Genomic DNA, 19,600 nt, shown 5'->3' on the forward strand with positions numbered 1-19,600 from the left:
CGGCAGGCGCGCACAGCGCCCCTCGTGGTCGAGTTCGGTGAATGGCTAAAACAGCAACGTCTGCGTGTCTCCGCCAAGTCGCGTCTGGGCGAGAAGCTCGCTTACATCCACCGGCACTGGGACGGGCTCCAGACCTTCCTGCACGATGGGCGGGTGGAGATCGACTCCAACAGCGTGGAGAACTTGATCCGGCCCATCGCTCTGAACAGGAAGAACGCATTGTTCGCCGGACATGACGAAGGCGGGCGCGCTTGGGGACGCATCGCGTCGCTCATCGAGACCGCAAAGATCAACGGCGTCGAGCCCTTCGCCTATCTCAAAGCCCTCCTCGAGGCCATCGCCGCCGGCCATCCGCAAGGCCGCATCGACGAACTTCTCCCGTGGAACTTCAAGCCGTCAAGCTGAACCTGGGGTGGGATGCAGCCGCCGCTTACACCCCTACCACCTCGTAAGCCACTGAAATCTTTCGAAAGCGGCGTTGAACAAATACAGCAAAACGAGCACCCCCTGTTTGAAGGCTCGCATTTGGAAGGGTGATCCGACTTGCCTTGGCAAATGGATTTCCCGACCTGCTGGGACGAGAGCGTGAGGGCACATCCCGCGCCAAAGATATGGTTGTCGCCGTTCATAAAACGGGCGTCGCGCCGCCCCGGCTCAGCTCAAAGCCAACCATGAAGCCGGGAACGGCGGAAGACCGGTGCCAGTCGACGCATAGCGGCGGGACTACAAAGGCTCGCAAAAGTAACAAAAGAGCTCGCCTCATTCCATTGCGGTCGCTTTGATCACGCATACCAAGCATGGCTTCAGGCTAGGCCTAGAGCCCCATGAGGACTCGGATCGCAGCCTCAGAGGCAGGGCGACCAAAGAGCTTGAAGCGCGAGAGATGGGGCAATGTCAGAATGGGCACACCCCGTTGGGTTCGATACCGGCTGATCTTGATTTCGCCCCATCCCGCTGAAGCTTCAGCCTCAAGTTTAGCAGCCGTCCACGTAGTAACGCAGCGCGCGGCCTCATTAGAGCAACAAACGATCAGATCTAGATCCTCTCTGTTCAAAGGGGCGGCCCAGAACTCTTGACCAAGGGCAAGGGCGCGTCGGCGCTGAGAATTCGAGAGATCAGACCAGATCGGTGTCCGAAATGGGCAGACTACACCTGTCATAACGTTCTGCGGTTTGAAGCCGAAAAAGGAGAAGCACCGCAATGCCTGGTCAGTAAGGGGAGAGCGTGTCGTGCTTTTTTCCATCTCATAAGAATTACCCCGAGAGTCAGCCACCTGCCGCGCAATGGTGCCTGATGGCGCACGGCCTGGATTCAGAGAAAGGAAGGCCATTTTCCCTTTTTCAAGCGTGGGAGCGGGACCATAAACAAAGCGGAAGCCGTCATCCAATCCGAGTTCGCGTTCGGTCTGCTCGAGACGGTCGTGCCAATCACTCAAAATCACGCCTGATCCCCTTTCAGTTCAGCTTCTTGGTAGCGCACACGCAATGCTGCATCGCCTTCAGCGCAGTCGCGGCGCCATTCGAGTTCAAAATCGTCGAGGCCGCGGGTGAAACGCAGGACCCAGTCGCTATATAGCGCGTCCATGCGCCCATCTCGGATTGCGGCCTCTACGCTGCGTGCAAAACTTTCCACGCGGATCCATCCCGTGGGCGTTCCTGGTGGCATGGGTAAAAGGTCGATGTCCTCCGGCGCCTGCGTAGACAATAGCCAAGCGGTAATGGTTGAGGGCGTCACCGGTTCTAACCGAATATTCGGCACTGTTGCCGAAGGCGGCTCGACGTCTGACGCTCCCGGCTGTGCCTTATACTGTGGTTCTGCGTCACAAGAGACCTTCCAGGTGCGCGCTTCCCACTCAATGCAGGGCATGGATGGGTAGCCGCTGACGAACTGGTATACATCATCCTGAAGTTCAGGCAGGCAGAACGAGCGTTCCAGAAACCTAAGATCGACGCTGGTGCTGCGCAGAAACAAAGGACCGACAGTCAACGGCCCCGCCGGGCCAAGCGCGACATGCAAATCCCAGTAAGCAGTCGCTTCACCTTCAAGCTCCTGCACGTTGCTATCTTCGTCGGTCAACCGAAATACACCGGTTAGCCGACCGAAGGCCAACCGTGCCACCTTGACGGAGGGCAGCGGTGGTGCCGCAACTTCCAACCACCAGCGAGACGCAACCGGCTCCTTTGCTCTGAAATACGCGCTGTCGTGCAACACGAGATCCGTTCTCGCATCCGCTCCTACTTTGGGATCCCATCCGATCTGCAGCTGCTCGGCGCGCTGGAAAAGGCGGGCAAGATCTAGGTTTCGCGCCATGGCTGCGGCGTGTTGGTGCAATTTCTGGGCCAGTTTCTGCGCGGCTTCTGGTTCATCCGTCTTGGCGCCCCGGGGACCATCGGCGATGTTGAGCCTTGTTAACAAGTCAGACTGGGTATCCAGCACGTCTAGACCCGCAAGCGGTGCCAGATGCTCCACCAAAAGCAGGTAGGTGGCCGTTGTGCGCAAAGGTTCCGCGCGATGCGCATAACTTGCCGCAACATCCTTGGTGACTTCGGTGACCCCAGCCTTAAGCATCCAACGGTGTAGCCTGAAAGGCTCGCGAGACGATCGCTCTAGGCTGTCCGACATTCGCTCTCCTAGCATAGCGCAAAGGCTCGTCACGCTGGGACCATCTTCCTTCGCTCGTATCTTCGTGACCAAGGCGCTTATATAGGCTGCAGCTTCCAAACGAGCCCTTGGCGTCAGCCGTTTGGGTGCCCCGCCCGAGAGCAGCGTTTCGACACGAGCACGGACCTTGCGGCGCGCCTCGTTGTGATGATTTCTAGCTTCTTCGTTCATTGTAGCCCCCGCTCAGTTGCGGCCCCGACGCCAAGCTCTGCCGCGTCGGTTATTGTGAATGCGCGCAACGGTAACGATTGCGCCGTCATCGGACAGGATTGCGCCCATGCGAGCCAGCCCGTCGCCGAGGTTGAGTTGCCTAGCTCGCGCCTTGCTTACCTGGATCAGGATCGCGCGATCGCCCGCCGGAACCTCGATATCCGCATAAAATATCAATGCCGCGAGATCCTCTCGGCGAATGCCCCGTTGCTGGCAACGTAGAGTGGCATGCTTCGTGACATGCAGTTCTGAAATCGTATCGCGCATCGAACATCTCCCTCTGGATGTCCTTAATCTGGCTGATCTGATTACTTTGGACTATGCCATAATCGCAATATTTGGTAATTATGATAATTATTTTTGGTATAGGACTTGGCAATTTTTGCGAGAAGTGCGCACGCGACGATCCTTCTGGATTAGGCACGTAGCCCCAGGGCATGCTGTCGATCGCCAAAACCGTTTAGCGGCAAACAGTGCCCTATCAGGAGCAACCAGCCTGCCCCAATTGCAGTGAAGGCTGGCTCACCGAACGCAGGCGCCGTTACAGTGTCTTTCTCGGCTGCGTTCGTTTTCTGGACTGCAGGGACAAGGCAAAGATACGAGCTCCTCGCCAGAGCAGATACGAAAGGCGACCCGAGCGCGAAGAGTAAGAAGGCACGTTGATCTTCGGAGGAGCAGGGCAAACGCCATGGTGCTCGATAAACGACACATGAAACCCGGAATGCATATGCGAGATGCGAAACGCATAGAGATGGCCCGCCCCGTTTGCTGAGCGGAGCAACCAACTCGTCACCCTGAGCAAGGCGAGCTGATCCTCGAAAGTTGCAGCTTGGGGCAGTCCGGTTTCAGGACTGAGAGGCTCTGTTGCACAAATCGTTTGATGGCCGAGGTTCCCCTTTCCCCGGACGGACTTATCCCACAGCTTCCGTGACGGGTATGCCGAGCGCGGTGTAACCGTTCATGATGGCGATGCGGACCTGAAGTTCCGCGATCTGGCGATCGAAGTCCCGCGCCATGAGGCGCTGACCCAGAAGTTTCACGCAGTGCATCTTGGTTTCGACGCGGCTCCGGCGGTGGTATCCGCTCCATCGTCGCCACAGGGCGCGGCCCAGATACTTAGATGCCCGCAGAGTTTCGTTGCGTGCGATAGCGCCAGCGGTGGCGGTCTTCCAAGGCTTCGCATTCCGGCGAGGCGGGATGACGGCATGAGCGCCACGCTCGGCGATGACGTCATGGCATTTGCGGGGTGAAGGGCGTCCCGGAATTGATCCAGTGGATCAATTCAGCCCTGAACGGGCGAAGCCCCGGGTTGTAGGCACCGTCTGCCGTGACGCTGCCGATCTCTTCATCCTCGGGGATTTGGTCGAGCAGAACCGGAGCATCTCCGATGTTGCTTCCCGTGATCTCGACGGCACGAACCTCCAATGTTTGCTCGTCGACCCCGAGATGGAGCTTACGCCAGACACTCCGCTTTGGGCCGCGATGTTTGCGCGCGTGCCATTCGCCTTCACCCTCAACCTTGATCCCTGTGCTGTCGACAAGAAGGTGTAACGGCCCCTTGGAGCCGCGATACGGAATGTTCACGGCAAGCGTCTTCTGGCGACGAGACAGCGTGCTGAAGTCGGGCACCGCCCATTCAAGGCCGACCAAGCGCAACAAGCTCTCGACGAACCCAGTCGTCTGTCGCAGAGCCATACCGAACAACACCTTCATCGAAAGGCAGGTCTGAATCGCGGCGTCGCTATAGCTCTGCTGGCGACCGCGCCTGCCGGTCGGCGCGGCCTCCCAGCTCATCTCGGAGTCGAACCAGATCGTCAGTGAGGTCGCGACGCGACGCGCTTGAGCGCTTCATTGTAGGATGGCCAGTTCCTGGTCTTGTAGGTCGGGGGCGTCGGTCTGCTCATGCTGGCCAGCTACCACGCTGGATTCACAACATGAATCCCTTCACGGGATTTGTGCAACAGAGCCTTTGCGCACCAAGCAATTGTTCCAACCTGCGCCGATTGGCCTAAGCAGCGATCGGCGCAGAACGAGACTGGATGACGTCTACGGTTGGCCACGCTCGACCCTACGCCGACCTGTTCCGACCCATGCTACTTACGATTGCGATCTCCGCACGCGACTTCTGATGCCGCCTTAGTTTCGCGGCTGCGTCCTCTTGTTGGGATTGTTTTTCAAGTCGTAATTGCACAATTTATTCGAAATCGTTTGTCACAAGCCTTCTCCCGGCAAATCCGGGTCGAAGCGTCGGATCTCTAGACCTAGGGTTGAGTAAAATTTGACGGCAGAAATGCCTAAGCACAGCGACACGTAGATGAAAAACGAAGCTATAAACACTGCCCCCGCTTCCCAATCAGGTGCCACGAGCAGGACATTGGCGCAGAGCGTTGGTGATACAGCTCCAAAAAAATTTGTCGACCAGAGGTCGATCCCGGGCCCAACCCGAATGCTGATGATCGACACCACACCCTTCACAGGGGCGATCGCTGAAATCCCGCTCGATGGAAACACCCTGATCACAGGCCAGAACGCCGCCGGCAAGACTTCCGTCATCCAGCTCATGCCGCTGTTTCTCGGCGTGCCGCCGTCGAAGATCTCCGACAAGACGCAGGGCAAGGACTTCTATCGCTACTACGTCCCGCGTGCGTCCTCCTACATCGCTTTCGAATACCAGCACCGCGACGGCTATCCGCGTTCCGTGATCATCCATTCGGCGTTGAGTGACGACAAGCTCGTCTTCCGCTTCGTGCGCTCGGCGCTCTATGAGGACATGTTCGTCACCGAGAACGGCGATTTCGTCAGCAGCGACAACCTGGCCTCACACCTGCGCAATCGCGGCTACAACGTGGCCTCCCAGCAGGTCGACACGATCCTCGATTACCGCACGATCATCCTTGGACTGAAGGTCGATCACGGCGACCCCAAACGCCGCAAATTCCTCGCGCAGATGATCACTGAATACACGATCTCCCAGCTCAACAAGCCGCTGCGCAACGCCGATCAGGTGATCCACGCGATGTTGACCCGCGATGTCAGCCTCAAGGCGATCGAGAGCATGTTGGCCGACAAGCTTCTTGCAGGCGATCCCGATCTCCAGGTCGAAGGCGACCGGTCCAATATAGAAAACTGGCCGATGCAATATCGCTCCTATCGCGAGGTGATGGAGTATGAGCCCAAGGCCCGCGAACTCCAGCGCCAAAGCAAGGAATTGATTGGGGAGAAGGCCCGGCGCATCGCGGCGATCCGCGAGTTGACGCATCTCGAACGCGGACTGTCGGAAACCGAACGAGAGACAGAAAAACAGAAAAGTGCCGCCGCCGCGAAATACGAGGCAGAGCAGTCCACCTTCACCGAGGAAGCGCGTAACGCCCAACGGGCGCGCGAAGAAGCGAATAGCCAGCTTCAGTCAACCAATGACAAGATCGACGAGATCGAGAAACGCCACGCCCAGCTTGTAAAGAAGGATGCCGAAGGCAAGGCAAGGCTGGCCGAGCGGAAAGAAGAAATCGAAGACGATCTGCGCGAAGCAGAGAGCCGTTATAATGCTCTCGCGGGAGAACAGCGTGCTCTCACCGCGCACTACGACCAACTCAAGGGAGAGGCTGACAAGAGCGGTGAGCTGCGTATCCAGCGCCTTTATGACGCTGATGAAGCGCTGCGCAAAGTCGCTCAGGGCAAAACCAAGGAGGCTGAGGCGCGCCACATCGAGCAAGAGCGCGAGCTTACCTCCTCCTTCGAGCCCTCTATTCTCGAAGCAGATGCGCAAGTCGACAAGGCCAACGGCGATCTGGGCGCCGCCCGTGAAGCCGGGCGCAACCCGTCCCCCTCTCAGGACGTCCTCGATCAACAAGACGAGGCCGCAGCTGCGGTCGCAGAGGTCAACTCCCTTCTCTTTGCCGAGGCGGACGAGCTGAAGCGTCTCGAGAAGAGTGCGCAGAGCGCAAAGGACAGTCGGCAGAAGGCGAACCAGCGCCTCGGGAACCTCGTGAGCCGCATCAAGACTCTTTCGGACAAGCTCGACCACCTGAAGGCCTCCCGCAAACCTGCTCCCGGCAGCCTCCTGGCTTTCTTGCGCGAGCATCGTGAGGACTGGGGCGATACGATCGGCAAGGTGATCAACCCCGAGCTTCTGTCCAATGTCGATCTGTCTCCGGAAATGATCGATGACACCTCTTCGCTCTTTGGCCTTCAAGTCGATCTCGACCGGCTTGTCCCCTGCGATCAGGCGGACCTGTCCAATATCGATGCCGCGATCGACGAGGTGCGCGCGGAGCTCGAAGAAGAAGTAAATGAGCAGACATCGCTGGAAGCGGAGTTGCGAAACCTGGGGCGGGCGCTGACCGATGCGGAACACGCGGTTACGCTCAAGGAAACCGAAATCGAGGCCCTGAAGCGCCGACGCACCGCCGCGACCGAAACCCATGACGCGCGAAAAGCGGATGTCGCCAAGGCGCGCCTCACCGCAAAGCGCGATGCCGAGGAGCGGATCAAGGTCGCCCAGACAACACTCGAGACTGCACGCACGAAGCGTTCCGAGCTCATCAAGGAAAAGGATGGCGCCGTCGCCGCGATGCGGACGCGCCACCGCGAAGAACTCGGGCAAATCACAGCCCTGCGGGACCAGGACGTCGAGAAGAATGAGCGCAAGCGCCGCGACATCCGCGACGAGATTGCTGATCGAAAAGACGAGCTCGAGAAAGAACTCAAGGCCGCGCTGGCTGCAAAGGGGATCGACACCAGACTGCTTGAAGAAATTCAGGTCCAGATCTCCGCAGCGACCAGTGATCTTGCCGAAATCCGCGCGAACGAAGACCTCGTCGCCGAATGGAAATACGTCACCCGCGAGAAGCTTCCGCTTCTGCCCGAACTCAGATCGCGCCGAGAACTGCAGGCCCGGGAATGCGAACGACTGGAGGCTGTCCGGCGCGCCATCGTCGATAACTGGCAAAAGCGTCATGATGAGCTGACCGACCAGATTACCGCGCTCCAGGCGAAGCTCACGCAATGCGAGAAAGACAAGAAGCGGATCGCGCAGCGTCTCGGGGCCATCGATCCAAACGAGATTGCAATGATCGCGCCGGCAGAGACGACCGTGCGCAAGCTCGACGAGCTGATCAACGATCTCAACGACGCCGATCGGGCCGTTGGCAAGCTCTCCGAGAAACTCCGCCAAGGCGTTCTGCAGATCTCTCGGGTCTTCCAGCGCGAGCCGCACAGCCCGGCCGCGCAGCACCTCGCAACCGCGAAGGAAGGGTTCTCCTCGACATATGAGGGGCCTGAATGGGTTCCGGCCTTCATCGAATGGTATGACGAGCTGCACACCCAGCAGCGCGCACAGCTTCTCCACGACGCCAGCATCGTCGGAAACTCGATCAAGAGCGGCTATCAGCGATTGATGTCGCTGGAGCAGCAGATCCAGGCCGAGAACCGCACGCTTCAATCGCATTTGAACGACAACAATTTCATGACCGTGGTCGAAGACCTGCGGGTCTCCATCAAATCCACAATCCGAGAACTCGAATTCATGCCGGCAATGAAGCGCCTGCGCGACTTGCACGAAGCCTGGATCTCACAGCCCCACGACACCGACCCGCCGGAGGGTTATTCCGAGGCAATGACCGATCTCCTGCGGTTCTGGAATGCCCGCAACGGGATCTCGGCGAACCTGCGCGACCAGATCCGGATCGAAGGCCACATCATCGAAAAGGGTAACCAGAAGAAGTTCAATGCCCGCACTGACATGAAGAACCTGTCGTCGAACGGAGTCTCCTACCTGATCATGACGACGATCATGGTGGCTTTCGTCAATATCGTGCGCGGCCGGTCCCCGGTGCGCTTCATCTGGGCGCTCGATGAGCTGAGCAATATCGATGAGGGTAACACCCGAAAGCTCCTCGAGATGCTCGATCGCAACCAGATCAACATGATCGCGGCGACGCCTTCAGCCATGGGCAATGTCAACGCGCTCTTCGATTACCGGGTTAAGCTGCTCAACAATGGCCAGCTCGCCGATGTCCGCGGAGCCGGACGCAAATCGCAGAGGCTTCTGCCCTGCCCTGTTTCCAAGCGCCAAGAGGTGTGATCGATGTTTGAGACCGTGATCAACAAGCTGCTTGAAGGCGCAGTTGTCTGCCCGGTGACCGATGCGCGGAGCTACGACTATCTCGCGAACGGCAACGGCCTCGAGGACGCCAACGAGTTTCTCGCGCGGATCGGCCGGCGGATCATCTCGCCCGCCAATGGCGGGGCGTTCTATCTGGTCTATACCGATCCCAATGCGGTCAAGCGCCCCGAGATGAAGACGCTGCACACCCGGATCATGACCGAAACCCGGCCCGTGCTCGACTTTCTGGAACTCTGCATGCAAGCGATGCACCGTGACGACATGCTGAGCGCAGGCGATGCGGTCCAGGCGATCGAGATCGGCAAGGAAATCGACAATGACAGCAAGCTGCGCTCGGACCTGCGCGAGATCGTCACACAACTGAGGGGGAAATCTGGCGAGACCGATCGCGAGCGGCTTGAAGTCGTTCTGTCCCGCATGGAGCAATGGGGGTATCTCAAGCTGGAGAATGCCGAGCGTCAGATCTACCGCGTCACCGGGATGATCGATGTTTTCCAAGATCATGTCGCCTTTTTCATCGAAAACGCGCCCGGCGCGGAGGAATTCGTGCAAGAGGTCGAGCAGGAAGGCCTGCTTCTGTGAACCCGAAATCCGACATTCGCGGGTTGATCAACCAACTGCATCGAAATGCCGACCTGCTGGAAGACGCCTATTTCAGCGGCGCGATCAGTCAAACCGACGAGAACCTGGCGGCGCTGCGTTCGCTTCACGATGCGCGCATCATGGCGCCCCATCGCAACGGCCAATATCGCCTCACCCGCCGGATCCGAGAGTTCTTCGACGAGCACACGCAACGCCAGCAGCGTTTCGCGATCGGCGGCAACCTGACTGACGAGGTCGAGCGGATGGAACAGCTGCTTGCTTCGCTCGAGGAGGCAGCCAACGCCGGACGGATCAACGAGCTCGATCTTGCAATCGATGATCTGGAGATGAGCCTGTTCGACATCCGCGAGATGATTGAACAGGAACTCCTCCAGTTCGAGCAAGTGATGCACACGCGCTTTTCGAATGTGAAGTCCAATGAGGAGAAGCGTAGACAGAACGACTATTATCTGAAGCGGGCCGACCGTCTGAAATCGGTCCTCGAGGAGCTGAACCGGGAAAGCCTGCATGAGCGGTTTTCCAATAGAACCTTGGGAGGAGCGGGCCTCACCTACAATCTGGCGATCGTGCAGCAGATCAGCAAGTGGTCCGCGGCACAGCTGGCGATCTCACGTGTGTTCACCGAGTATATGTTCAAGTTCCGCCACATCGCGGAAGCGACTGCCCGGATGCGTGCCTTTCGGCAATATCTCAAGAAGCACGGGACGGCTCGTCTCGAGGAAGCCCTGGAAGCCCCGTCGGCTAGAATGCTTCGGGTCACAGGGGACAGTTCCCCCTTGATGCTCAATCTCGTTGATGAGGGCGCCCGGGAACGGCTGGCCAGCGTTGCATCCTCACTTAAGGCCAGCAAACCCAAGGACGTCACCATGCGCGCAGTTGGCGCACGCCGCAAAGAGGCCATGCCCGAAGAAGTGGAAGACGACACCTCTGTCGAACAGCAGGCCCTGTCTGTCTTTCTGTCTGTCGTGGATGGCCATGATGATTTCCTGTCTGCGCGGCAATGGGCCGAAGGTCAGGAGAGCGTCGATGTCCCGCGGTTCCTCGAACACCTGCTGAGCTGGACGACGATGGAGGCCTCCGACGAATACGAGGAGAACCTGATCACCGACGATCGCGCTTTTGCCGCCGCGGCCAATGTCACGATTGGAGATATCGAACTGTGTCGGATCGTCTGATCAAATCCGCCCTCCGGGCGCTTGAGGCCAAAGGCAAGTTCAAACCTTCACAAGAGCTTCGTCACTACCTGGCAGACAATGCATTTCCGCTGGCCAGCACAAGCCAGGTAATCCTTGGGCCCAAGGCGCGCCAGGCGTTGATCGAGATACTGGAACGAGATTTCGCCGTCCCGCCCGGCACCCGGCTCGCTGATCTCGAGGGGCTGAGCCGAGGTGAGGCGCTCTCGGTGACCACCAATGAGAAGATCACCCGTCAAAGCGTGCGCGCCGCGCGCGTGGCGGTGAAAGCCGCGCCGGGACGGGGCCTGAAACTTCGCGGATCCGAGATCGCCCTGCCCGATGGGATCAACCTCGATATCTCCGCGGAAGATGCACGTCACTTCGATGACTATGACCGCATCCTTTTGGTCGAAAACTGGGAAGCCTTCGAGCGCCTCCATCGTCTTTCTTACGATCTTCCCATCGAGCTCCATGGGACGCTCGTCCTCTACCGGGGCCAACCCCACGGCTACACGATCGACGCCGCACGTAAATTCAGCTCGAACCTTGGGAAACCGATTCATGTCTTGCCCGACCCGGATCCCGCAGGCCTCCACCTTGCCATGACCTACCCGGGCTTTGCCGGGCTCGCGCTACCACCTGCTCACGAAATCCGAGCGATTCTCATGTCAGGGCGTGGATTGCCTGACCGATATCTCGCTCAACTCCCGATGGTCGAGCAAAGTCTCGATAACTGCACCGTGCCTGAGATCCAGAGATACTGGGCCGTTTTCAAGGAAACCGGGCGCGCCCTGCCGCAAGAAGAATTTGTGCGCTAGACCCTGCCGGCATCTAGGAAACGGCCTCGTTGGGACTGCCCTGCACTCTTCGAACTCCCGTGCGAAAAACGAGCCCCCCCTCGACCGACCGTCACTGCGCCAAGGCGAGCCCGCTGGCATGCGAAAACGCATCGACCGCTCATCCCAAACCAGGCCCCTCAATCTCGTCATCCTGCGACGCCCGCATCACCCCAGCCTCCCCAGCCCGCACGATGAGATCGAGAACAGCCTGGATCATCCAGTCCTCCGCAGTCTCACCGAGCGCCTTGAGGGAGGCAGGCATATCTTCCATCACGATGTCGCCACCCGAGATTTCAGCACGGCCTTCGGCAAGTGCTGCGATGACCTCGCTAACGGCGGCCTGCTTCTCCTCGAAGTCCCGGCCCCTTCTATCGAGTTCCCTGGATCGTTGATTTACCCGAGACCGGATATCCACGAGCCCACGCATGGGTCGCAAGAGCCCCATTCGCAACTCCTCCGGGAGCGCCCGTAGAAGAGATGCATCCTTCATCATGAGCTTACCCGTGGCCGGGTCGCGCCGCAGGGTTCCATCTGAAATTTCCGCAAGGGCACCCTCCATTGCAGCAAGCGCGCCCCTGTAGGTCGACTGGGTTTTATTGGCCTCCGCGCGCGCCGCCTTGACCTCCTCCTCTCGCTTGACAAGTTGGTCTGCCATGAGCGCGTGCCTGTCTTGCGCTTGGCCGAGATCTGCTGCGTTTTTGTCGATATTCACCTTCCGCCGGTCGAGCCCATCCTCGCGCTCTTGCTGCTTGTCCTCTCGCGCCCGAACATCCGCATCCCGCGCATCGAGATCCCGCGCACGGGCCTCCATTTGCGTTTTCTGTGACGCCAGGGCAAGGCGCTCGGTGCGTTGCTCCTCGCTCAGACGATCGAGATCTTTGCGCCCCTCCTCGATCTCGGCCTGGAGCTCTGCCTTCGCGATCTCCATTGCAGTGAGTTCTGCTTCCCGCTCTTCGATCTCCCGCGGCAGGTCTTGGTGGAGGGCCCGAACACTCCGGTGAAGTGTCTCGACATAATTCGCTCCTGCGGCAAGGCGATCGAGCTTGCGATGCCCACGCTGTATTCCCGGGCAGAAGCACGCGAGCACGCGGTGCGTGAGATCCTGGATCGAGGTGGTGGCATCGCGCTTGATTTTGTCGCTGAGCGCGTGGCCGGAATGGTCGTAGGCGCGCAGCATGAAATGCGCGTGGATCGTCGTTTCATCGAGATGAACGACCAGTGACTCCACCTTTGTGGCGAACTTCTTGGCGAGGCTCCGGGCGAGCTTTCTAAATGCCCTGTTCTGACGCTTCGGCGAAAGCTTCATGAAATCTCGTGCGGCAAGCACGCCGAAAGTGATCACTCCTATCATGACCACGGCCGCGTTCGATTTCATCTTGCGCTGCCGACCGGCCTGTTCGCGAAGCCGCGCATTCTCGGCGCGCACCTGTGTAAGCGGACGCAAACGGATCAGCACGCGGTTGTCGCGCAGCTTCGTCTGGTCGACATAGGCGGGAATGCGCCCCAACCGATAGTCATGCATGCGCTGACTCTTCGCCTTTGAGAGGGTGCAGGTTTGTATATGGGTCGACGCAGCCCGAGGATTGGAGCGCGCTAGATCGGCGGGAGGATTTGCAAGGTCTTTCATGAGACCAATTGTCCCTCGCCAACCTGAAAATTCCGGTCTGAAAATTTCAGGAAAATTCCATGCTCAATGTCGGAGAATGTTTGGAGTGGCTGACCTACTAGGGATAACCTTTTAGAAGAGGAACTTTTCACACCAGGCGGCTCGGAAACCGAACCGCTTCCTGAAGTTTTTTTTCACGTTGTTTCCTTGACTGAGGCGCATCGCTTTCCAGACGCCAGGATCCTGCTCTCTGGCGGCAGCGGCGCTTTGCGCGATCTGGAAAGAGAGAGTATGCTCGGCGCTGAAGTCACGGCCGCCGCCTTTCACGGAACAGGCATCGCGCCAACCCAGACCCTCCGGGTGAGTATTGAACAGCTTTCCGCTCGTGGCGCGGCGCGTATATACTTCAATATACGCAAGGAGCCATGTAATGATCAAAACGAAGGTCCGAAAAGTTGGCAACTCCGCGGTCATGACGCTGACGACCGAAATGCTGACGATCCTCGACGCCAAAGAAGGCGACACGCTTTTCGTCCTGCGTGGCGATGATGGCAGCCTGAAAATCACCCCTCATGATCCCGCTGTGGTAGCTGCACTGGCGGCGGCGGAGATCGTCATGGATGAGAACCGTGATCTCCTGCAGGCACTCGCATGACGGAACCGATCTGGGTTCCGTTTGCCGCCGTCCTTGCCATCCATGATCGACAGAGTTCCCGCCACGGCGGCGCGTTCGAGCTGCGTCACCAAAAGGCCCCACCACAAGCCTCTTCCAACCTACGGAATTGGTGGGGGAGGTTCATCCTGTTGAGGGGTCATACCTCTCCTCGTCATGGTCGTCCGTCTCGGCCTCGATCCGCCTCAGGGCCTTCGCGGCGTCCGGCGCCTCTCTCAGGGACGCCGAGAGGTGTTTTCGCCAGGTCAGGCCCCGGCCGCGGATGTCGCGCAAGGCGTTCATCGTCTCATTTGGCCGGGCCTCCGCCAGGACCTTCAGAAGCCAAGAGGCCTGTCGGAGGTCCTTGTTCCGCTTGCTCTTGAAGCTCCCCGTCCCGAGCTGTGCCACGATCAGCTTGTGCAGGGCAAACCGTTCCGGGGCAGGGACCGTCACTTCCACCCCTTCCCGGTAGAGGGCCACGACCCTCACCGGGTCCCGCAGGGAGAACTCCAGAAATCTCAGCGCTGCGACCGGCTCCTGAATGCCCTCATGGAAGTAGCTTCTCTCGCCGCCGCGAGCGACCGGCCCGAGGATCTCGATCTCGATGTTGTCGTGAACGACGTGCTTCGGGGGGTCGGCCGGATCCATCGGAAACCGCGTCTCGAACTCGAGTCCGGCGCTCCGAAGGCGGCTCGTAAGCGGCTCTCTCGGACCGGCGAGGCGGATATGCGAGGGCGCGAGCATGTCTACGTAACCGGTGAAGACCATCTCCCGCGCGGGGGCGGCGACCCCAAGAAGGGCGGGGTAGAGGCGGAACGCGTTCGTCCCCCCCGGGTATCCCGCCGATCTCGAAGAATCCGACCCGAGACAAGGAGGAGAGGACCTTCCCGGTGTTAACGTCGAGCGAGAGGAGTCCGGCGCCCCTCAGCATCGACACCAGGGTCGCGTTCTTCTTTCGCCAACCGTCGTAGACCTCCCGCTCGGCGCGCGCGGCCGCGAACGTCGCTAGGACCTCCGGCGTTTCAGGGCCAATCGTTTTCTCCACGACCCGGTCCCCGATGCGGCGCCTCGACACCCAATAGCCCCGACCGGACTTCTCGATCCGCATGATGGACCTAGGGACGGAGAGAGGTGGCCGGGCCCGGAACCTCTGCATCAGCTCATGAAAGGCAGTCTGGATCGGGACCGGGAGATGCTCCACCAAATCTTCCTACACATTATATTACTTTGTGTAGGAAAGCATGGTTCCCCTGGCCCCGCGTCAAGCTGTCAGCGGCCGCGGGCAGCGGCGCCCTGCGCGATCTGGCACGACCCAAACCAGATGAGACCTGGCTGCTCGTCACGAGCGCCTTCCACATGAGACGCGCGATGGCGAGCTTTGAGCGGGCCGGATGGGAGGAGGTAGTCCCCTACCCTGTCGATTATCGCGAAGATGGGTTTCTCGATGACATCGGCTGGGATCTCGCGGGCCATCTCGACACGCTGGATCTCGCGCTGAAGGACACAATTTCTCTTACCGGCGTCATTCAGTCTTCATCGGGCGGCAACCAGATGAAGTCTTCGTCATCCAACCCAGATATATCATCAGGGCTATCCAGATCTTCTAGCTTCTGCGGTTCAACTTTTCTCGGAAGCTCGATCTCCCTGCCCACAACGGCAGATGCAATCTCCGTCAAGAAACGGTGCCCTTTCTCCGTAACTTCCGGTAACTTAACGCGCCTATCTTCGCGGCTGACCCTCAACTCAATGAGGCCCAGTCCTTTTCCGCCTTTTGGCCCCTCTCCCAGCACCGCGATGTGTCGAGGGAAGTTCGGAATTCCCAGTTCATCCGCCAGCGCATGTGCTGGCGTCCCATTGAAGCCGAACTCGCGTTGACGGGCACCTAGGAACAAAAAGACAGTCAGGGTCCCCAACCTGAGCGTGGGAAAGCGTGATCGCACAGCTCTGAGCGCCGGCAATGGACTCCTCAGTAGGTGCTTGACCATATCACCATGCGGCGCATCGGCACCTGCGGGGCGCGCGAATATCCGAGCGAATTCTTCGCCCGCTTTAGTGACGAAGATTTTGCGCGAGCGACAATTCTCGACATCTCTTCGTTCGAGAAACCCCAACCCCTCTTTCTTCCACCTCCCGGATGAAAGCGCTTCGACTTGAGGCGCAACCTGATTGTATTCCAGTCCGGTCAGATCAACGATTTCTTCGTTGGTGATCCCGTCCGCGGTCATACCCGCAACGATCGATAGGAAAGTATAGCAGGTTGCCACGGTGATGTTCGGATGCTGCCGTCGTGCGTCAGCACATGCCTCGCAGAACGCGCGAAACATCGGATCATCGTATCCAGCGGTTTCCCAAGGCGAAAAGAAAAAGAAGAAAGCTGAACCCTCCAGATCGCGGATGCCTTTAAACAACTAGCTTCAGGTCGAGCCTTCCGCAAGACGAGCAAGGCAGCTTGACATCTGCTATCAAACCTTCTACATACTTTGTAATAGATTTGATGAACTCATAGCCAGAAAGGTGCTTCATGACCACTTCCGCCCTCGCCACCCAAAAAACCGACATCGACATCCCGTCCGAAATTGCGTCGGCACTGAACCTCTCGAATGATACTACGAGCGAGCACGCCAAAGTTGATCGCGACCGTCTTTTTGATCTCCTCGGGAATTTCACTGCGATGGTGCGCGCGGGATTTCCAATTCTGTCAGAAATCCAGTGGCGCCTGATCTTGAGGGGGATCCAAGAACCTCACGAGCAAATCCTCGGCGCAATGGGCACTGCACTGGCATACCTTCCCGCCAGCTACATTACTTGGCAGCTTCAGGAAGGGTATGAATTCGGCTTCGACGAAAGTGACATCGAAGAAGTCTCGAAATTCGGGGCGGATGAAACTGTTGCCGCCTATCTCGTCGCTGATCGTTTTTGGCATTCGAACGAGGGCGACATCACTTCGCTTCGAAAAGTTCTTTCCGAGGTTTCCGGCCGCCCTGAGGAGTGCGTCCTCAAAGGAGACCCCGACTCCTCGGAACTTTGGGAGGTATCCAAGGTCGCTATCCTGAGCGATCATTCGGTGCGCGCCCACTTCGACTATTGCGAAAAACCGATGGCAAAGCTGGATGCATCGCCTTCTGCCGACAAATCCGAACTCACGTTGCGGACTTTCGAATGTTTCTCATCGCGTCCGCTCATTGAACCAGGATACAGCTTGAGATCTGCCCTTTTCCAGAAGGCTCTTAAGCAAATGTTCGAAGCAATCGATCAAAGCTAAGCGCCGAGGGAATCTCGGCACCTGCGCCTCACAACAAGCGCGTAGGTGCCGCGTATCCCGACACCCGCCTCAACGCCCGAATCGGAGTGAACTCACTTCTGGCCGTGCTCTTCCAGATAAGCCTCTACTGCGCGACGTATAACTTCCGGCCGTGTCGGCAGGTCCTCCGCGGTGCGCCGATACGCATCAATCGCTTCCACCGTCTCGTGGGTCATACGCACCATCACCGGCTCTGTGCCTGCGGGCGGTCGACCCATCTTTTTCTTCTCTGACATGTAAGGACCTCACAAACAGGATTGACTTTGTGATTACACGATTGCATGATACGCGGGCGAAGGCAAGAGTTGCCGCTCCTGCCCCGCCCTGACCACAGCCATCTCGGATAGGAGACAACCATGGCTATCATCGCGAATATCATGCGCCACATTCGGAATGAAGGCGCGAATGACGATCCCGCAGTATCGATCCTGACGCTGTTCCCACAATTTCTCGAAGCCTTCGCCGATTTTCTCGATTATGAGAGCTACCTTTCGGCCGTGCAGAGCTGGGACCCGGCCTTTGCCAGCTGGCAGAGGGCGTCTGATGAAGCTAAGGAGAGAATGCTGGAGCTGCAAAACGAGATCCTCGCAGAGACACCCAGCCTTCCCGCCGAGAAACCGATCAAACTCATCGTCTACGCTCTTCGGATCGCGCTTCTCGACGAAGACGGCGCGCAGCGCGCGCAATTTCGCAAGCTGATCCGCAACCGCGGCCATGAGCTGCTGGTTCTCGAGACCTGCGACGCGGACCGGCGGATCAACGCCTTGCTCAAGCGCACCCTGATCCTCTTCGATCAGTTGCTCGACGTCTTTTCGTTCGACGCATTCGAGCAGGCCGAAGCCTGATCTTCCCATATACCGCGTGGAAGTGACACCGAGCCCCTTCGGGGCCCGCGTCCGAGCACGCCTACCTGAAACTCAATTGTGACCCGCTCGGGTGCGGTCTGTCGCGCCCGTTTACACAGCACATCTTCACGGAGGGCCCTCTGATGACCCAAACTTCAAATACTACGATGACCATCCGCGGCGAAACTCACCCGATTTGGCCCGGTCCGATCCAGCCGCAGTGGCACGCCGCCGCGGCAGAAAAGGGCTATCACGTGCTCGCGCGTGTGAAGAACAAGGACAACCTCGCGCTTGAATGCAAAGAATGCCAGGGCACGTTCGTCTGCCGTCACAGCGTTCTGACAGGCTTCCAACCGCAATGCCCGAACTGCAAGGAAGCTCGCTGGATCGCCGACGCGGAGGCAAACGGACTCACGTTTGTGAAGCGCGATGATGCGGACCGGCACTACGGACACTTCATCGTGTCCTGTGGTCATACGAAGCGACTGCAATTCGGTCGAACCAAGAAGGTTGCGACCGAAGGTGGTGAAATCATCTGCGAGCGCTGCACTTTGGAGCGCTACAAACGCGAGGCGCAGGCTTACGGTTGGGAGCTGGTTGGCCCCGACCCCAATGGAGACAATGACTATCGTCTCTACCGACATGCGGAAGGCTGCGGCGAGTCGTGCCGTGTCTCGATCGGCAATATGAAGACCCAGCGTTTTCAGTGTCCGAGCTGCGGCAAGGGCTGGTCGAATGAACCGAGTTCCATCTATTTCGCGGAAATCAATCTTGGCAAAAGAACCGTCCTCAAACTCGGCTTCTCCGGGAACACCTACTCGCGCTTCGAGTATCAGCTCTTCGTGCGGAAGGTGCTGCCATATCGGATCCTCGCCGAAATCCATTTCCCCACCGGGCGCGCTGCGCTGCGAGCGGAAAAGAAGGTCCACAAACGCCTGATCGAGCGTTTCCCGGATGGCGTGGTGCCGCATGCGGTTTATCGCAGGCACCTCAAGGTGAAATCGGAAATCTACCGGCCCGAGCTGCGCAATGCCATCTTCGCCGAGCTGGCCGAGGTCGAAGGGCGCACAAGCACCTAGCCGATCCGAGGGCTCGTTCCGGGCATTCGCCGCACGCGACCTGCCCCAGGAACCTTCCCTTCGTCACATCGCCCAAACGGTCCCGCGACTCGCGGGACCGCGCTTCTCCTTCATGTCGAATAGACCCTGCCACGGGCCACACGTCACTCGCACCACCTCTGACCAATTCACCCAAGGCCACCCCTACCCTGCGCGCTCTTGCCCGGACACAATCGCCTGAAAATCCTCGGTGAGCGGATAATATCTCAAGGCCCCGTCTGCCAGACCGCCGAAATTCAGTTTCGCATCGCAATCATAAACCGCGTCTCGGCCCTCGGCAGAGCCGAAATCAAGATTATCACCCGAAAGGCATAGACAGGTTATCCAGCCGAAACTGGACGCCTCATGCGAGAGCTCGCGATTCCTCGGACACCGTTCTTACTGATATATCGCATCATGTCGACCCAGATCGAAACCCTTCGCCTTTGGGATAGCAAGCAAAGGACGGATGACTGAGAGAATACGG

At 58.8% G+C, this 19,600-nt stretch carries 16 protein-coding genes and 3 pseudogenes; 10 read left to right on the forward strand and 9 right to left on the reverse strand.

Translation table 11 applies throughout. The annotated features are described in order from the left end of the window. Nucleotides 1-405 (forward strand): transposase (locus tag BMI87_RS19700; protein WP_146681692.1); only part of this gene is annotated, 405 nt, incomplete at its 5' end. 409 nt (nucleotides 406-814) lie between these two features. On the opposite strand, the gene BMI87_RS22305 is transcribed toward BMI87_RS19700, so the two are convergent. The 4 genes and pseudogenes from BMI87_RS22305 to BMI87_RS19715 all read right to left on the reverse strand — a co-directional run bounded on the left by BMI87_RS22305 (nucleotide 815) and on the right by BMI87_RS19715 (nucleotide 4,775). Beyond that, nucleotides 815-1,441 (reverse strand): hypothetical protein, encoded by a 627-nt coding sequence (locus BMI87_RS22305; protein WP_146681693.1) that lies wholly within the window; start codon nucleotides 1,439-1,441, stop codon nucleotides 815-817. Continuing rightward, nucleotides 1,438-2,832, reverse strand: a complete 1,395-nt coding sequence (locus BMI87_RS19705) for a hypothetical protein (protein WP_146681694.1) — start codon at nucleotides 2,830-2,832, stop codon at nucleotides 1,438-1,440. The genes BMI87_RS22305 and BMI87_RS19705 overlap by 4 nt, the downstream gene beginning before the upstream one ends. A gap of 12 nt (nucleotides 2,833-2,844) precedes the next feature. Beyond that, nucleotides 2,845-3,138 carry a hypothetical protein gene (locus BMI87_RS19710; RefSeq protein ID WP_078523216.1) on the reverse strand — a complete coding sequence of 98 codons (294 nt, stop codon included), beginning with the start codon at nucleotides 3,136-3,138 and terminating at the stop codon, nucleotides 2,845-2,847. A 644-nt stretch (nucleotides 3,139-3,782) separates the two neighbouring features. Beyond that, a pseudogene (locus tag BMI87_RS19715) lies at nucleotides 3,783-4,775 on the reverse strand (IS5 family transposase). Between the two features lie 548 nt (nucleotides 4,776-5,323). Between BMI87_RS19715 and BMI87_RS19720 the strand changes: the two are divergent. The 4 genes from BMI87_RS19720 to BMI87_RS19735 are packed head-to-tail and all read left to right on the forward strand — an operon-like array spanning nucleotide 5,324 to nucleotide 11,591. Further along, nucleotides 5,324-8,953 (forward strand): ATP-binding protein, encoded by a 3,630-nt coding sequence (locus BMI87_RS19720; RefSeq protein WP_168175243.1) that lies wholly within the window; start codon nucleotides 5,324-5,326, stop codon nucleotides 8,951-8,953. Nucleotides 8,954-8,956: 3 nt separating this feature from the next. After that, nucleotides 8,957-9,577 carry a hypothetical protein gene (locus tag BMI87_RS19725; RefSeq protein ID WP_078523218.1) on the forward strand — a complete coding sequence of 207 codons (621 nt, stop codon included), beginning with the start codon at nucleotides 8,957-8,959 and terminating at the stop codon, nucleotides 9,575-9,577. Next, nucleotides 9,574-10,773 carry a hypothetical protein gene (locus tag BMI87_RS19730; protein WP_078523219.1) on the forward strand — a complete coding sequence of 400 codons (1,200 nt, stop codon included), beginning with the start codon at nucleotides 9,574-9,576 and terminating at the stop codon, nucleotides 10,771-10,773. Before BMI87_RS19725 ends, BMI87_RS19730 begins: the two co-directional genes overlap by 4 nt. Next, nucleotides 10,758-11,591, forward strand: a complete 834-nt coding sequence (locus tag BMI87_RS19735) for a hypothetical protein (RefSeq protein WP_078523220.1) — start codon at nucleotides 10,758-10,760, stop codon at nucleotides 11,589-11,591. Before BMI87_RS19730 ends, BMI87_RS19735 begins: the two co-directional genes overlap by 16 nt. A gap of 139 nt (nucleotides 11,592-11,730) precedes the next feature. Here BMI87_RS19735 and BMI87_RS19740 read toward each other — a convergent pair whose 3' ends face one another. Further along, the gene (locus tag BMI87_RS19740; RefSeq protein WP_168175244.1) at nucleotides 11,731-13,134 is read right to left on the reverse strand and encodes a plasmid recombination protein; all 1,404 of its coding nucleotides are present in this window, start codon (nucleotides 13,132-13,134) and stop codon (nucleotides 11,731-11,733) included. Nucleotides 13,135-13,350: 216 nt separating this feature from the next. Then, on the reverse strand, nucleotides 13,351-13,656 hold the full coding sequence (locus BMI87_RS22310; RefSeq protein ID WP_146681695.1) for a hypothetical protein: 306 nt from the start codon (nucleotides 13,654-13,656) through the stop codon (nucleotides 13,351-13,353). Here BMI87_RS22310 and BMI87_RS19750 point away from each other — a divergent pair. Further along, the gene (locus BMI87_RS19750) at nucleotides 13,649-13,873 is read left to right on the forward strand and encodes an AbrB/MazE/SpoVT family DNA-binding domain-containing protein (RefSeq protein ID WP_078523223.1); all 225 of its coding nucleotides are present in this window, start codon (nucleotides 13,649-13,651) and stop codon (nucleotides 13,871-13,873) included. The two genes, BMI87_RS22310 and BMI87_RS19750, sit on opposite strands and share 8 nt — an antisense overlap. 141 nt (nucleotides 13,874-14,014) lie before the next feature. On the opposite strand, the pseudogene BMI87_RS19755 reads toward BMI87_RS19750, so the two are convergent. Beyond that, nucleotides 14,015-14,686: pseudogene (locus tag BMI87_RS19755) on the reverse strand (GSU2403 family nucleotidyltransferase fold protein); the annotation flags it as partial. Nucleotides 14,687-15,001: 315 nt separating this feature from the next. Here BMI87_RS19755 and BMI87_RS22845 point away from each other — a divergent pair. Next, nucleotides 15,002-15,295: pseudogene (locus tag BMI87_RS22845) on the forward strand (YdcF family protein); the annotation flags it as partial. Nucleotides 15,296-15,396: 101 nt separating this feature from the next. Here the strand turns inward: BMI87_RS22845 and BMI87_RS22850 are convergent. Then, nucleotides 15,397-16,278, reverse strand: a complete 882-nt coding sequence (locus BMI87_RS22850; protein ID WP_246832752.1) for a hypothetical protein — start codon at nucleotides 16,276-16,278, stop codon at nucleotides 15,397-15,399. Between the two features lie 113 nt (nucleotides 16,279-16,391). On the opposite strand from BMI87_RS22850, the gene BMI87_RS19765 reads away from it, so the two are divergent. Continuing rightward, nucleotides 16,392-17,132 carry a hypothetical protein gene (locus BMI87_RS19765; protein ID WP_078523226.1) on the forward strand — a complete coding sequence of 247 codons (741 nt, stop codon included), beginning with the start codon at nucleotides 16,392-16,394 and terminating at the stop codon, nucleotides 17,130-17,132. A gap of 92 nt (nucleotides 17,133-17,224) precedes the next feature. On the opposite strand, the gene BMI87_RS19770 is transcribed toward BMI87_RS19765, so the two are convergent. Beyond that, nucleotides 17,225-17,407 (reverse strand): ribbon-helix-helix protein, CopG family, encoded by a 183-nt coding sequence (locus BMI87_RS19770; RefSeq protein ID WP_078523227.1) that lies wholly within the window; start codon nucleotides 17,405-17,407, stop codon nucleotides 17,225-17,227. A 120-nt stretch (nucleotides 17,408-17,527) separates the two neighbouring features. On the opposite strand from BMI87_RS19770, the gene BMI87_RS19775 reads away from it, so the two are divergent. Beyond that, complete coding sequence (locus tag BMI87_RS19775) at nucleotides 17,528-18,016, forward strand: hypothetical protein (RefSeq protein WP_078523228.1); 489 nt, start codon at nucleotides 17,528-17,530, stop codon at nucleotides 18,014-18,016. Between the two features lie 143 nt (nucleotides 18,017-18,159). Beyond that, on the forward strand, nucleotides 18,160-19,095 hold the full coding sequence (locus tag BMI87_RS19780; RefSeq protein ID WP_146681696.1) for a GIY-YIG nuclease family protein: 936 nt from the start codon (nucleotides 18,160-18,162) through the stop codon (nucleotides 19,093-19,095). Nucleotides 19,096-19,600 lie beyond the last annotated feature (505 nt).

It is taken from the genome of Thioclava sp. F28-4, assembly GCF_002020045.1.
GTDB classification, from domain to species: Bacteria; Pseudomonadota; Alphaproteobacteria; order Rhodobacterales; family Rhodobacteraceae; genus Thioclava; species Thioclava sediminum.